This window comes from Ideonella sp., assembly GCF_041914305.1.
Taxonomy (GTDB): Bacteria; Pseudomonadota; Gammaproteobacteria; order Burkholderiales; family Burkholderiaceae_C; genus Ideonella.
The window spans coordinates 191,725-206,547 of sequence record NZ_JAYSDQ010000014.1 but is presented as its reverse complement, the minus strand read 5'-3'; the positions used below and the strand labels follow the sequence as shown (position 1 = coordinate 206,547).

The 14,823-nt window shown below is 68.0% G+C and carries 12 protein-coding genes; 8 read left to right on the top strand and 4 right to left on the bottom strand.

The features are described 5' to 3' along the window. The 4 genes from yajC to ACE3SG_RS19055 form a co-directional block, all read left to right on the top strand. On the top strand, positions 1-302 hold a 302-nt coding region (gene yajC, locus ACE3SG_RS19070), incomplete at its 5' end, for a preprotein translocase subunit YajC (protein ID WP_374567670.1). 84 nt (positions 303-386) lie between these two features. After that, positions 387-2,285: a protein translocase subunit SecD gene (gene secD, locus ACE3SG_RS19065; RefSeq protein ID WP_374567668.1), complete on the top strand. Its 1,899-nt coding sequence runs from the start codon at positions 387-389 to the stop codon at positions 2,283-2,285. Between the two features lie 33 nt (positions 2,286-2,318). Continuing rightward, positions 2,319-3,362, top strand: a complete 1,044-nt coding sequence (gene secF, locus ACE3SG_RS19060) for a protein translocase subunit SecF (protein WP_374567666.1) — start codon at positions 2,319-2,321, stop codon at positions 3,360-3,362. Positions 3,363-3,400: 38 nt separating this feature from the next. Beyond that, positions 3,401-5,938: a DUF1631 family protein gene (locus ACE3SG_RS19055; protein ID WP_374567665.1), complete on the top strand. Its 2,538-nt coding sequence runs from the start codon at positions 3,401-3,403 to the stop codon at positions 5,936-5,938. Positions 5,939-5,971: 33 nt separating this feature from the next. On the opposite strand, the gene ACE3SG_RS19050 is transcribed toward ACE3SG_RS19055, so the two are convergent. The 3 genes from ACE3SG_RS19050 to ACE3SG_RS19040 all read right to left on the bottom strand — a co-directional run bounded on the left by ACE3SG_RS19050 (position 5,972) and on the right by ACE3SG_RS19040 (position 8,940). Further along, positions 5,972-6,451, bottom strand: a complete 480-nt coding sequence (locus ACE3SG_RS19050; RefSeq protein ID WP_374567664.1) for a DUF494 family protein — start codon at positions 6,449-6,451, stop codon at positions 5,972-5,974. A gap of 132 nt (positions 6,452-6,583) precedes the next feature. Continuing rightward, on the bottom strand, positions 6,584-7,726 hold the full coding sequence (gene dprA / locus ACE3SG_RS19045) for a DNA-processing protein DprA (protein WP_374567662.1): 1,143 nt from the start codon (positions 7,724-7,726) through the stop codon (positions 6,584-6,586). Between the two features lie 56 nt (positions 7,727-7,782). Beyond that, positions 7,783-8,940 carry a LysM peptidoglycan-binding domain-containing protein gene (locus ACE3SG_RS19040; protein ID WP_374567660.1) on the bottom strand — a complete coding sequence of 386 codons (1,158 nt, stop codon included), beginning with the start codon at positions 8,938-8,940 and terminating at the stop codon, positions 7,783-7,785. Positions 8,941-9,216: 276 nt separating this feature from the next. Here ACE3SG_RS19040 and def point away from each other — a divergent pair, with 276 nt between their 5' ends. The 4 genes from def to ACE3SG_RS19020 all read left to right on the top strand — a co-directional run bounded on the left by def (position 9,217) and on the right by ACE3SG_RS19020 (position 12,128). Continuing rightward, on the top strand, positions 9,217-9,732 hold the full coding sequence (def, locus tag ACE3SG_RS19035; protein WP_374567659.1) for a peptide deformylase: 516 nt from the start codon (positions 9,217-9,219) through the stop codon (positions 9,730-9,732). 26 nt (positions 9,733-9,758) lie between these two features. Beyond that, the gene (gene fmt / locus ACE3SG_RS19030; RefSeq protein ID WP_374567679.1) at positions 9,759-10,715 is read left to right on the top strand and encodes a methionyl-tRNA formyltransferase; all 957 of its coding nucleotides are present in this window, start codon (positions 9,759-9,761) and stop codon (positions 10,713-10,715) included. A gap of 79 nt (positions 10,716-10,794) precedes the next feature. Then, complete coding sequence (htpX, locus tag ACE3SG_RS19025; protein WP_374567658.1) at positions 10,795-11,655, top strand: zinc metalloprotease HtpX; 861 nt, start codon at positions 10,795-10,797, stop codon at positions 11,653-11,655. Between the two features lie 74 nt (positions 11,656-11,729). Further along, positions 11,730-12,128 carry a hypothetical protein gene (locus ACE3SG_RS19020; protein WP_374567656.1) on the top strand — a complete coding sequence of 133 codons (399 nt, stop codon included), beginning with the start codon at positions 11,730-11,732 and terminating at the stop codon, positions 12,126-12,128. 59 nt (positions 12,129-12,187) lie between these two features. Here ACE3SG_RS19020 and ACE3SG_RS19015 read toward each other — a convergent pair whose 3' ends face one another. Further along, on the bottom strand, positions 12,188-14,767 hold the full coding sequence (locus ACE3SG_RS19015) for a putative Ig domain-containing protein (protein WP_374567654.1): 2,580 nt from the start codon (positions 14,765-14,767) through the stop codon (positions 12,188-12,190). Positions 14,768-14,823: the final 56 nt, after the last annotated feature.

Sequence of the window (14,823 nt, the reverse complement as noted above, 5' to 3'; positions counted from 1 at the left end):
ACGCCCAGACCTCGGCCGCCCCTTCGGGCGCCGCCGGCATGATGCAGTTCCTGCCACTGGTGCTGATGTTCGTGGTGCTGTACTTCATCATGATCCGCCCGCAGATGAAGCGGCAGAAAGAGCACCGCGCGATGATCGACGCGCTGGCCAAAGGCGACGAAGTGGTCATCGGCGGCGGCGTGATCGGGCGCGTGGCCAAGATGGGCGACAGCGTGCTGCACGTCGAGGTGGCCAAGGACGTCGAGATCCAGGTCCAGCGCTCGTCGGTGGTCCAGGTGCTGCCCAAGGGCACCTACAAGTAAGCCAGCAGGCAACCCGTCGCATCGCGGGATGCGCTCGGCCGCCGCCGCGGACGCGGCAGGCGGCCCACGGCACGAAAGTCCGACATGAACCGATACCCTCTGTGGAAGTACCTGCTGCTGGCCTTCGCGCTGGCCGTAGGCCTGGTCTATACGCTGCCCAACTTCTTCGGCGAAGCGCCGGCGGTGCAGGTGTCCAGCGGCAAGGCGACCTTGAAGATCGACGCCTCGCTCGTCGGGCGCGTCGAGCAGGTGCTGCAGGGCGCGAACATCAAGCCTGACTTCGTGCAGTTCGAGGGCAACTCGGTCAAGGCGCGCCTGGCCGATACCGACACCCAGATCAAGGCCAAGGACGCCATCAGCAAGGCGCTGAACGGCGACCCGAACGATCCGTCGTACATCGTTGCGCTGAACCTCGTGTCACGTTCGCCGCAGTGGCTGGCCAAGCTGCATGCACTGCCGATGTACCTGGGGCTGGACCTGCGCGGCGGCGTGCACTTCCTGATGCAGGTCGACATGAAGGCCGCGCTGACGAAGAAGGCCGAGTCGCTGACCGGCGACATACGCAGCACGCTGCGCGACAAGAACATTCGCCATGCCGGCATTGCGCGTGAAGGCAACAGCGTCGAGGTGCGCTTCCGCGACGCCGACACCCGCACCAGTGCCTTGACGGTGTTGAACGACACCCAGCCCGACGTGGTCTGGGCCGAAGGGGCCGCATCGAACGGTGACCTGCTGCTGACCGGCGCGCTGAAGCCCGAGGCGATGCGCAAGGTGCAGGAAGCGGCGCTGAAGCAGAACATCACGACGCTGCACAACCGCGTCAACGAGCTCGGCGTGGCCGAGCCGGTGATCCAGCAGCAGGGGCTCGACCGCGTGGTCGTCCAGTTGCCTGGGGTGCAGGACACCGCCAAGGCCAAGGACATCATCGGCCGCACCGCCACGCTGGAAGTGCGGCTGGTCGACGACTCTGCCGAGGCCGCCACCGCGGCCACCGGCGCCTCACCGGTGCCCTTCGGCACCGAGCGCTATGTCGAGCGTGGCGGCGGCCCGCTGATCGTCAAGCGCCAGGTCATCCTGACCGGCGAAAACCTGACCGACGCACAACCCGGTTTCGACGACCACCAGCAGCCGGCGGTGCACCTGACGCTGGATGCCAAGGGCGCACGCATCTTCCGTGACGTGACGCGTGAGAACGTCAACAAGCGCATGGCGATCCTGCTGTTCGAAAAGGGCAAAGGCGAGGTCGTGACGGCGCCGGTGATCCGCTCCGAGATCGGCGGCGGGCGGGTCCAGATCTCGGGTCGCATGACGACGCAAGAAGCCAACGACACCGCGCTGCTGCTGCGCGCCGGCTCGCTGGCCGCACCGATGGAGATCATCGAAGAGCGCACGATCGGCCCGAGCCTGGGCGCGGACAACATCGCCAAGGGCTTCGCCAGCGTGACCTACGGCTTCGCCGCGATCGCCGTCTTCATGTGCCTGTACTACCTGCTGTTCGGCATGTTCTCGACGCTGGCACTGGCCTTCAACCTGCTGATGCTGATCGCTGTGTTGTCGATGATGCAGGCCACGTTGTCATTGCCAGGCATCGCGGCCATCGCGCTGGCGCTGGGCATGGCGATCGACTCGAACGTGCTGATCAACGAACGCGTGCGCGAAGAACTGCGCGGCGGGGCGTCGCCACAGGCGGCCATCAATGCCGGCTACGAACGCGCCTGGGCCACGATCCTGGATTCGAACATCACCACGCTGATCGCCGGCCTCGCGTTGCTGGCCTTCGGCTCCGGCCCGATCCGCGGCTTTGCGGTCGTGCACTGCCTGGGCATCCTGACCTCGATGTTCTCGGCCGTGATGTTCTCGCGTGGTCTGGTCAACCTCTGGTATGGCCGGCAGAAGAAGCTGAAGTCGGTCTCGATCGGCCAGGTCTGGCGGCCCGAGGGCGCCGCCTTGCCGGCCACCACCGACGCCGCCGATCAGGCCTGACCCGCGCTCCGCGAGCATTCACAAAGGTCCACCATGGAATTCTTCCGTATCCGGCGCGACATCCCGTTCATGCGGCATGCGCTGGTGTTCAACATCATCTCGGCGCTGACCTTTTTCGCCGCGGTGTTCTTCCTCGCTACCCGCGGCCTGCATTTCTCGATCGAGTTCACCGGGGGCACGGTGTCCGAGATCCACTACGCGCAGGCGGCCGACCTGGCCCATGTGCGCGAGTCGGTCGACAAGCTCGGCTTCGGCGAAGTGCAGGTGCAGAACTTCGGCACCTCGCAGGATGTGATGATCCGCGTGCCGGTGCGGGCCGATGTGAAGCAGGCCGAGGTGGCGCAGCAGGTGTTCGACGCGCTGTGCGCGGCCGACAAGGGTGAGGTCGGCAAGAAGACCATCACCACGCCGAAGGGTGAGCTGGTGACGCGGCCGTCGTGCACGCAAGCCGGCGGCGTCGAGCCGTTCGAACTGTCGCGCACCGAGTTCGTCGGGCCGTCGGTGGGCGCCGAGCTGGCGCAGGACGGCGCGAAGGCGCTGGCCTTCGTCGTCATCGGCATCATGATCTACTTGGCGATCCGCTTCGAGTGGAAGTTCTCGGTCGCCGCGATCATCGCCAACCTGCACGACGTGGTGATCATCCTGGGCTTCTTCGCCTTCTTCCAGTGGGAGTTCTCGCTCTCGGTGTTGGCGGCGGTGCTGGCGGTGCTGGGCTACTCGGTCAACGAGTCGGTCGTGATCTTCGACCGGATCCGCGAGGCCTTCCGCAAATTTCGCAAGATGAACACCCACGAGGTGATCGACCATGCGATCACCTCGACGATGAGCCGCACGATCATCACCCACGGCTGCACGCAGATGATGGTGCTGTCGATGCTGCTGTTCGGCGGCCCGACGCTGCACTACTTCGCCGTGGCGCTGACCATCGGCATCCTGTTCGGCATCTACTCGTCGGTCTTCGTTGCGGCGGCGATTGCGATGTGGCTGGGCGTCAAGCGCGAAGACCTGGTCAAGTCCGGCCCGGCCAAGGAAGGCGGCGGCGACCCGAACGACCCGAACGCCGGGGCGGTGGTGTAGAGTCGATCGCCTTCACTCGGCCTGCCGCACCGACGCACATGCCCGCCCCTTCGGCCCAGACGAGCCTGCTCGATCAAGCGCGACTGTTCTACGCTGAACGCCTGGTCAAGGAGTTCCAGCCCTGGGCAGATGCGGCGCTGGCCGGCGCCCAGGCGCTGAACGAGAAGACCGCCGAACGCATGGTCGCCCAGCAACGGCGCGACATGCTGCAAGACGTGATGCGGCACGGCGCGAAGTGGCCGATCAAACTCTCCGAGCGTGTGCGGCGGCAGGTGTCGAGCGGGCCGGTCACCGGCCACGGTGCCCTCACCGACGACGCCGGCAAGCCCGTGCCCGCCGCGCCCCGCGGCACCGCCTACGGCGCGCTCGACCTGAAGCTGGTCGACGACGACACGATCCAGCACGGGATCCTGGTGTCGCGCCTGGCCCAGGGCATGCTGGACAAAGGCATCTGGGAATACAACGACCTGCGTGCCCGCCTGCTGGCCCTGGCGCGCCAGCCCGAGCTCGACGAGCAAGACCTGTTTCGCACGCAGATGTTGGCGCAAACCGTGGTCGAGGCCTGGACCGACGCCGGCCTGGCGCTCGACACCTGGCGTGGCCTTGAAGAGGTGTTGGTCAAGGCCTGCGCCAAGCCGATCGAAGGGGTCTGGAAAGACGTCAACAAATGGCTCGTCGACCACGGGGTGATGCCCGAGGTCGACCTGCGCAGCGCCATCCGCCGCTCCGACGGTACGTCCACCTCGCCCGGCCAGCTCGACGAAGTCCCGCCGACGCGCCCTGCCAGCACCCGCTTTGCGGACACGTCCACCTCCACGCCCTCGGCGCCGATGCCGTCGGCGGGTGGCCGCTCCAGCGTTTACGGTGCCAGCGGCCATGGCGGCGGCACCACAGGTTACGGCACGACCGGGACGATGACCGGTACGGGCCGCGGTGGCGCGGCAGGGCCGCAGGGCGCTGCCGGCGGCGGCACCGCAGCGGCGGACCCGTTCGGCGGCCCGCGCCCGCCGCAAAGCATCCTGCACGGCCACAGCATCGAAGACGAAACGCGGATGATGACCCGGCAGGGGGCCGGCGGTTCGGCGCGGGCCGACATCGTGCTGGAGCACTTTTCCGAGGTGATGGAACGCCACCTGCCGGGCTTCCGCGACACCGCGCACGCCCGCCCCGCGTCGGCGCGCCTGTCCGACGCGATGAACCAGGCCCAGCAGCGCCTGGTGCAGCAGGCGGGCGGCCCCGCCGGCGATGGCGCGGTGGTGGGTGGCGTGGCCGGCCCGGCGCCGACGCCGGAAGTGCTGCTGCAGGAGCTGCGCGAACGCCAGGTGGCGCTCAAGCAGGCCGCCACCACGCCCGCCGAGCGGGCGACGGTCGAACTGGTGGCGCTGCTGTTCCAGGCCATCCTGACCGAAGAGCGCATCCCGGCGCAGCTGCGGGTGTGGTTCGCCCGGTTGCAGATGCCCACGCTGCGGGTCGCGATCGCCGAGCCTGATTTCTTCTCGACCGCCGACCACCCCGCGCGCCGTCTCATCGACCGCATGGGGGCCTGCGTGATGGGCTTCGAAGGCGGGGCCGAGGTCCTGGGCACGCCGCTGGAAGCCGAGATCAAGCGCGTCGTGCAGGTCGTCGAGGCCTTCCCGGACACCGGACGCCGCGTGTTCCAGACGGTGCTCAACGAATTCGAGAAATTCCTCGAGGGTTACTTCCGCGAGCACAACGAGAAGAGCCGGGTTGGCGTTTCGCTGGCGCAGCAGGTGGAGCAGCGCGAAACGCTGGCGATCCAGTACACGATCGAGCTGCGCAAGTTGTTGGGCGACGTGCCGGTGCACGAGGGCATCCGCGAGTTCATGTTCCATGTTTGGGCCGATGTGCTGGCCACCGCGGCCGTCCGCCATGGCCCGCAGAGCGACGAGGTCAAGACGGTGCGCGCGGCGGCCAGCGAACTGCTCTGGACAGCCAGCGCGAAGACCTCACGCGAGGACCGCGCCGAGGTGATCCGCCGGCTGCCGCCGCTGCTGACCACCTTGCGCCAGGGCATGGCCTCGGTCGGGCTGGCGGCCGAGAAGCAGGACAACGCGATCAAGGCGCTGAACCTGGCGTTGACGGCCGCCTTCAGCGCCCGCGCCACCGTGATCAGCGCGCAGCAGCTGGAAGACTTGAAGCAGCGCCTGGAGATGATCGAAGAGCTGCTGCCCGACGAAGAGGTCGAGATCGACGAGACCTGGGTGCTCGACAGCGGCAGCCATCAGCAAGAGGGCCTGGAGATCGTCGCCGACGGTGGCTCGATGCCGGGGCCGGCGATGCTGCAATGGGCGTCGGAGCTTCAGCTGGGCGCCGCGTTCATGCTCGAGTACCGTGGCCGCAACCAATCGGTGCGCCTAGTCTGGCAGGGCATGAACCGGCAGCTGTCGCTTTTTTCGGCACCCGATGGCCGCTGCGTGCTGTTCCAGAAGGCGCGCTTGGCGGCGTTCCTGCAAGCGGGCTTGCTGGTGCCGCTGCAAGACGAATCGCTCACCGTGGCGGCAACGCGCAACGCGATCGAAAAGATCAAGGCCGATCCGGCGCGCTTGTTGGCCTGAAAGGCCACCGCCGCGCGTGCGGCGGTGCGGCGTCTAGTGGATGAGCCGGTCTTCCGGTGCGACGAACAGCTCGTCGAGGATCAGTGCATCGGGCTCTTCACCCAGGCTCCAGAAGACCATCAGCACGATGATCTTGAGGTCGTCCAGTTCCAGCGGGCCCGAGCCCACTGCGGTGGCGCGGTCGATCACCATCTCGCGCAGCGGTGGCGTCAGCACGCCGGCGGCCTCAAGGAAGCTGATGAAACCGATCGACTCGTCGCCCAGCAGCTCTTGCTCTTCGCGCAGGTAGACGCGAATGCCGGCGGGAGACTGCGCCAGCGGCGCCGCGCCGGCAGGTGTTTCGGCGCTCAGTTCGCCGGTGCGCAATGCCAGCCCGTCCAGCCAGTGCAGCGCTTCCTGGATCTCGTCCGACTCGAACCCCACGGCGGACAGCTTGCGGCTCAGTTGCGCATGGTCCGGGCAGGCGTCGGGCCGCCAGTAGTTTTCGTACAGGTAGACCAGAACGTCGAACATGGATTGACTATACCCGAGTGCTTTGGGCCCGGTTGCCGGCATTTGGCCGGGATCACCCGGGGTCATCGAGCGCTTGCCGAGCCGGTTTTCGCGGTCGGACGGTGCGTGTGACAGGTCACCTGGAGAGGCGCTTCAGCCAGCGCCCCGGCGCTGGAACAAACCGCCCGGCAACCGGGCCAGGCGGCCGTCCAATTCCATCTCCAGCAAGCGGGTTTGCAACTCGGCGGTCGGCCAGCCGAGCCGTGCCGACAAGGCATCAAGCGTGACCGGGTCGTGGCCGAGGGCCTCAAGCAGCGGGTCGTGGCCGGCATCGGCGGCGTCGCTTGGCGGTGTCGCCGCGGTGGCGAAGACGCCGGGCGCGGGCAGGCGCAACTCCTGCACGATGTCGTCGGCGGTCTCGACCAGCTTGGCGCCGTCCTTGATCAGTTGGTGGCAGCCGCGCGACTGGGGACTGTGGATCGATCCGGGGATCGCGAACACCTCGCGGCCGCATTCGACCGCCAGGCGGGCGGTGATCAGCGAGCCAGACTGCACTGCGGCCTCGACCACCAGCGTGCCCAGCGTCAAGCCGGCGATGATGCGATTGCGGCGGGGAAAGTGGTGTTGCAGCGGCAGGCTGCCGAGCGCCAATTCGCTCAACATCAACCCAGCCCCCTCGCTGATGCGGTGGGCCAGCGCGTGGTGGCGCCGGGGGTAGACGCGGTCCAGCCCGGTGCCGATCACCGCGATGGTGCCGCCGCCGCTTGCATTGGCGCCGTCCAGGGCGCCCTCGTGCGCCGCGCCGTCGATGCCCAGCGCCAGACCCGACACGACGACCAGACCGGCCTGGCTCAGGTGGGCGGCGAAGGCGCGTGCGTTGTCCAGCCCTCCCGGGGTGGCGTGGCGGCTGCCGACGATCGCAATCGACGGGCGCGCCAGCAGGCCGATGCGCCCCTGCGCGTACAGCAGCAACGGCGGGTCGGCGGTCTCGAGCAGCGCCGCAGGGTAGGCCGAGTCGCCCAACGTCAACACATGGCGGCGGGCCGGGTCGGCGGCCAGCCAGGCCTGCGTCGTGTCGAACAACGCGTCGGGATCGAGGCTGGGTTGCAGCAGCGCCTGGGCGGCATCGACCCCCGCCACTTCGCGCCAGGCGCCTGGCCCGGCCGCGACGGCTGCTTGGGGTGAACCAAAAGCCGCCAGCAGGCGGCGTGCCGCGCCCGGGCTGAGCCCCGGTGAGTGCACGAGGCGCAGCCAAGCCCGCAGTTCGTCGGCGGGCAGGGCGGTGTCGGGTGGCATGGCGACGGGCGGCGGCCGTGGCCGCCGCTCAGGCCCGGGCGCTCAAGCCCGGGTGATCAGGGCTGGGTGAACAGGTCGCCGGCGGTGACCGGGTCTTGCACGTTCAGGATCAGCGCATACGACACACGCTCGAAGACCCGGAACACGAACATCAGGCCGTGGCGCTCGTCCGGCAGGCGGATCAATTCGCGCTTGTCTTCGGTGTTGTCGACCCGCTGCGTGCCGGCGCGCCAGACGGCCATCACGTGGCCGCGCTCCATGCCATCGCGCGCACCCTTGTTCAGCGAGACGATCTGGTTCTGGCCGGCGTTCAGGCCGTCGCCGTAGACCGAGATGATGCGGCCCGACATCGGTGCACCCGGCGCATGCGGGGCGAACGGATCGACATCGCGCGCCGGCGCGGGCGACAGGCGGTCGCCGATGTTCGACTCTTCACGCAGGTTGGTGATCGTGATCGTCGCCGGGATGATCTCTTTCGAGCCGTCGGCGGCGGTGCGTTCTTCGCCCGGGCGCACGTAGTCGGCCGTGCCGACATAGCGGGCCTCGAAGCCGAGCACCTCTTTGGTGATGGGGTCGACCAGGGGCTTCGGTTCACGGAACAGCTGCCAGCTGCGGGCCGCGGACAGGTCGCCGCGCACATAGGCGTTCTCGCCCTTGGACACGATGACCCGGCCTTCCTGGGTGGCGACGACGCGCGGCGCGGTGGCCAGCGTGTTGGTGTCCAGCACCACGGCATCGTTCAGGAACGGGCCGATCAGGTGCATCGGCACCGAGGCGATCGCATCGCTGGGCAGCGGCTCGGCGCGCACTCGCGGCGACAGCTTCTCGTCACCGATCGGCTTGGCGGTGCGCAGGCGGGCTCGGCCGCCGCTCTTGTCCAGGTACAGGATCTGGCCCGGATAGATCAGGTGCGGGTTGCGGATGTCGTCCATGTTCATCCCCCACAGCTCGGGCCAGCGCCACGGGCTCTTGAGGAACAACTTGGAGATGTCCCACAGCGTGTCACCACGCTTGATGGTGTAGCTGTCGGGCGCATTGGGCGCCAGCTCGGACAGCGGCACGCCGGTCTCGGCCACCTGCTGGGCGGTGGCGCGCTGGCCGGGGGTGATCGGGTAGGTGGTGGCCCCGGCCGACGCCGCAGCGCCCAACCCCAAGGACACGGCCACGAACCAGGCGGAAGGCGGCACAAGGGGCAGACGCGCGAATCGGCTCATGAATGGACTCTCCCGGGCGACGAGCCGGAAATCAAAAGGCAGTGCAACAATTCCGGTTGTGCAGCGGCGGCCAAACCCTTTCATCAGGGGCTCGAAGCCGGTGCCCAGCCGAAACCAAAAGCTAATAAAGCTCCGCAAATTCTGCCCCTAAAGCATTGATATCGCAAACAAACTGGCCCGCACGGTGCAACCCTTTGTCACCTGAGCAGGCCGCAAACGTTGCGCGCTGTTGACAACCTGGGGCAAGCCCCAAGGCCTTCATGGCCCACCGAACCCATGGCTCTGCTTCCGATCCTGCGTTATCCCGACCCCCGTTTGCACACCGTGGCCGCCCCCGTCGCCGAAGTCGACGAGACCGTGCGCCAGCTGGTGGACGACATGCTGCAAACCATGTACGAGGCCGACGGCGTGGGCCTCGCCGCGACGCAGGTCGACGTGCACCGCCGCATCCTGGTGATGGACACCTCCGAGCAGCGCAACGAGCCGCGCGTGCTGATCAACCCGGAACTGGTGCGCACCAGCGAAGAGATGATGGTCGGCGAAGAAGGCTGCCTGTCGGTGCCGACGGTGTACGACGCGGTGCCGCGCCACGCCCGGGTGACGGTGCGTGCGCTGGGGCGCGACGGCCGACCGTATGAGTTCGACGCCGAGGGCCTGATGGCGGTCTGCGTGCAGCACGAGATGGACCACCTGCTCGGCAAGGTGTTCGTCGAGTACCTGAGCCCGCTCAAGCGCGAACGCATCAAGACCAAGATGCTCAAGAAGACCCGCGACGAGCAGAAGCACCGATGAGCGCTGCCACCACCGCGGCGCCTGGCCTGCGCGTCGCCTTCGCCGGCACGCCCGAATTCGCCGCGGCGGCGCTGGCCGCGATCCGCGCTGCGGGCTACACCGTGCCGCTGGTGCTGACGCAGCCCGACCGGCCCGCGGGCCGTGGCATGAAGCTGACGCCGTCGCCGGTCAAGCAGTTGGCGCTTGCTCACGGCCTGGATGTGGCCCAGCCGCAGGGGCTGAAGCTGGACGGCAAATACGCAGCGGATGCTGCGGCGGCCCGCGCCACGCTCGAAGCGGCCGCGCCGGACGTGATGGTGGTCGCCGCCTACGGGCTGATCCTGCCGCCGTGGGTGCTGACGCTGCCGCGCCTGGGTTGCCTGAACATCCACGCCTCGCTGCTGCCACGCTGGCGCGGCGCCGCGCCGATCCACCGGGCGATCGAGGCTGGCGACGCCGAAACCGGCATCACGATCATGCAGATGGACGAAGGGCTGGACACCGGCGCGATGTTGTCCATCGGGCGCGAGCCGATCCGCCCCGGCGACGCCACCGGCACGCTGCACGACCGGCTGGCCACGCTGGGCGCCGCGATGATCGTGCAGGCCCTGGTCGACGCCGCCGCGGGCCGCCTGGCCGCCACGCCGCAACCCGAGGCGGGCGTGACCTACGCACACAAGATCGCCAAGACCGAAGCGGCGATCGACTGGTCGCTGCCCGCCGCCGCGATCGAGCGCCGGGTGCGCGCGTTCGACCCGTTCCCCGGTGCCAGCTTCGACTGCGGCGGCGAAACCGTGAAGCTCTGGCAAGCCCGGCTGCGGCCGGACGTGCAGGCGCCGCCCGGTCGTGTGGTGCAGGCCGATGCCACGCGGCTGACCGTGGCCTGCGGCGACGGCGGGCTCGACCTGCTGCAACTGCAGCGCCCCGGTGGCAAGCGCCTGCCGGTGGCCGCCTTCACCCAGGCCCGGCCCGACCTGCTGGGCACCGACCTCGCGCCCCATTGAACTCGTGACCCCCGGCCGCATCTGAGCCGGTATCCCCACTGACGCGCGCCGCATCGCCGGTGCCGAGGACCCAAGCGCCATGTTCAACCTGTTGAAGACCGCCGTCCTGATGGCGGCGATCACCGCCCTGTTCATGACCATCGGCCGCCTGCTCGGGGGCCAGCAAGGCATGGTGCTGGCGCTGGTCGTAGCGCTGGGCATGAACGTCTTCAGCTACTGGTTCTCCGACAAGCTGGTGCTGCGCATGTACAACGCGCAGGAGGTGGACGCCCAGAGCGCGCCGCAGTTCTACCGCATGGTGCAAGAGCTGGCCGAGCGGGCCCAGCTGCCGATGCCGCGCGTCTACCTGATCAACGAAGACGCACCGAACGCGTTTGCCACCGGCCGCAACCCGAACCACGCCGCGGTGGCCGCCACCACCGGCATCCTGCGCACGCTCAGCGAGCGTGAGTTGCGCGGCGTGATGGCGCACGAGCTGGCGCACGTGAAGCACCGCGACATCCTGATCTCGACCATCAGCGCAACGATGGCCGGCGCGATCTCGATGCTGGCGAACTTCGCGATGATCTTCGGCGGCCGCGACGACGAAGGGCGCCCGGTCAACCCGATCGTCTCGATCCTGGTGATGTTCCTGGCGCCGATCGCCGCCGGCCTGATCCAGATGGCGATCAGCCGCGCCCGCGAATTCGAGGCCGACCGAGGCGGCGCCGAGATCTCGGGCGACCCGCAGGCGCTGGCCTCGGCGCTGCAGAAGATCCACCGTGTCGCCCAAGGCTTGCCGCTGGAAACGGCCGAGCGCCACCCCGAGACCGCGCAGATGATGATCATGAACCCGCTCTCGGGCGGCGGGCTGCGCGGCCTGTTCTCGACCCACCCCAGCACCGAGGAGCGGGTCGAGCGGCTGCTCGAAATGGCCCGGGCCGGCTTGGCAACTCGCTGAATCGGGCCCTCAAGTCCGCGGCCGGTGGGCCGATAAACCGGGCAGTCCTGCGCCCAGAGATCACCCACCCCACCATGCGCCGCGCCCTCCTCGCCCTCGTCACCCCGGTCTGCCTCTGGCTGGCCGGCTGCGATCTGCTGGGCATCGAAGGCGCCACCGTCGTGGCCGAGCGCAAGGCGGCCGAAGGCAAGGCCGTGGGCGCCGCCTGCCGCCACGCGGGCCGGGCGATCGAAGACTGCTACACGCTGAACAAGAAGGCCGAAAAGGCCGCCATCTACGCCGGCTGGCGCGAGATGGACGACTACATGCGCGAGAACAAGCTCGAGCCGGTGCCACCGCAGCTCACGGCCGAGGCCCCGAAGCCGAAGGCCGCCGAGGCTGACGAAAGCAGCGAACCGGCGGCCAAGACCGAGTCCGACGGCAAGGCCAACGCCAAGGACGCCAAGACCAAGAAGGTCGCCAGCGCCCATTGACGGGGCGCCGCCAAGCGGGAAGGTGCGCGCCGCGTCAGCAGCGCACACAACACCCTGCCCTACATCAACGCGGTGTCCAGCGATGCATGGTCCCAGGTGGGCCAGTGCGTCGTCATGATGGCTTCGACGTTGATCCCATGCGAGACGTCTGACGCCGCCTGCGTGCTGGGCACCTTGAAGTTGGCGGCGACCAGGCCGTCGACATCGCCGCCGTTGGCTGGCTGTACTTCGGCCACCACGCTCAACTCCTTGACGTCGAAGGCGTCGTTGCCGTCGTTGGCGCGTTCGTTCGCGAAAACGATGTATCCGCGCCCGGTGTCGGCGTCTCGCACCATCACGACCTGATGTGTTCCACCTTCCGCTGTGAATCCGTCGAGGAGGTCCGCGATTTCCAGCGCGGTGGGGGTCATGCCGGAGAGGTGGCCCTCGATCGCGAAGATGTTCTGCCCCTGCAGATTCACGGGAGCCAAGAAGCTGTCCAGGCTGTCGCCGCTGCCGGGCTGCCCGTCGAGGATCTTCGCACCGGCATCGCCCAGGAAGGCACGAGCATCGATCACGTCCCCGTGCTTGCCCATGTCGAAGTCAACCATTCGATCAAAGCCGTTGGACTTGGCGCTCGCTTCGAGAACGAAAACATCGGCGCCGGCGCCCCCCGCGAGCCCATCGTCGCCGCTGCCGCCCCTCAGCCTGTCGTCGCCCGCGCCGCCAGCGAGCCAATCGCCGCCGGCCCTGCCATCGAGTCGATCGTTGCCCTCGTTGCCGGAGATGTAGTCGTCGTGTGAAGAGCCCGAGAGCTTGTCGTTGTCCGCCCCGCCATAGAGCTCGGCGCCATGCGCAACCAGGTGCAGCGTGGCCGAGTCGTTCAGGCCGTCGGCATCGGTGACCTTCACCGTCACGTCGAACGATTCTGTGCCGTAGGGCGCCTTGCCGCTCAGCAGACCGGTGGCCGGATCGATGTGCAGCCAGGACGGCACAGGGCTTCCGTCGGCCAGCGTCAACTCGTACGTGAACGCCGTCTGCCGATCGGGATCCGTCACACACCGCGACAGATCGAACGAAAACTCGGTGCGGCCGGTGTCGGCGAACCACACGCCGCCGTCCGGCAGGTCGAGAACGGGGCTGTCCGGTACCGGCGCGACCGTCAAGCCGATCATGGCCACCCGCACGCTGCCTTCTTCGTCGGTCACGAGATACGAGAACGACTCGGGTGTGCCATTCCAGTCGGGAACGGGCGGGTGGTACACCAGCGACTCCAACTGGACGGCCGTCAGTGACTGCCCCTCGGTTACCAAGGTGCCGTTGCCCAGCGTGAGGTATCCGTAATCTGGCAATTGGCCGATGGCGATGCTGACGCTGCCGCCGTCAGGATCGATCGGCGCGGTCAGGTTCAGCGCCGTGGTCGCGTCTTCGGCGATGACCACCGTGCGGTCCCCGTCGACAACCGGTGCGCTGGCGTTGTCACCCCAATGGAGCGTGACCGCCTGGGCGAAGTTGTCGGCGGTCAATTGAGAGGGATGCACCCCTTTCAGCACCACCACCGAAACGAAGTGGCTTCCGTCCTTGGGGCCGGTCTGATCGACTTCGACGATCGTGTCGTCCCCGCTGGCCGTGAGCCGGACATAGCCCTTGCCGATGGAGTCGGCTGACTTGGTCAGCCCACATTGCTTGTTGACGACGGACAGATCCAGCTGATCGCCACCGGCACCCGCAGCGAAGTCCGTGACCGTCAGCAGGCCATGGCTGTAGCTCGTGTACACGGGCACGACGCGATCGATGCCTTCGCCCAGCGTGGCCGTTGCCGTGGCGTCCGCGTACCCTGCCTGGAGCTGGACTGTGTCGTTGCCGCTGCCGGCGTCGATGGTGTCGCCGTAGCTCGACAAGATGAACTTGTCATCGCCTTCGCCGCCGACGATCGCCCAGCCCTTCTCGCCTGCAAACGTGCTGTCAAACGTGTCGTTGCCGGCACCAAGGTCGACGGCCACATCGGCTTCGTCGCTCGACCGTCGAAGAACGAGGTCGTCACCTGCGCCGCCCAGTACCAGCAGGGCCCTGCTGGTCTGCTGGGAATCGAAATAGCTGTCGATGGTGAGCGTGTCGTTGTCATTTCCACCGTCCACCGTGCCCCCCGCACCATGGAACACTAAGGTGTCATCGCCGGCATCGCCGAAGATCTGGTCCTCCAACTGGCCCTCGAGCGTGTCCTTGCCCTCCCCGCCGTGCAAGGTCTTGCCAGAGTCGCCTACGTAACCGTACGAGCCGGCCAGGTTGTCATTGCCTGCGCCGCCAAACAGCGTGTCGAGCCCGGTGCCTGCTCCATAGAGGGTGTCGTTTCCCTCGCCACCGTCGATCCAGTCGGCGTCGTCGCCGCCGCCCAGGGTGTCATTGCCCACCCCGCCGATCAGCGTGTCCTCGCCTGCCCGGCCCCAGACGAGGTCATCGCCGTCCGAGCCGTCGACGTAGTCGCTTCCGCCGAGTGCGTCCACGGTGTCGTTGCCGATGCCAGTGTTGGGGCCGTCATCCGGCTCGAAAGGGGTGATGCGGTCATCGCCTTCGGTGCCAGTGATGTTGACGCCAGCTGCGGCGACATCCTGTTGGGTGAAGCGGGGTGCCGTCTCGTTGACGCGTGTCAAGTACCTCATGATTCCCTCCCTCGGGTTGTTCGTTGAGAAAGTCGCGATTCTGGGGCCAACCTTGA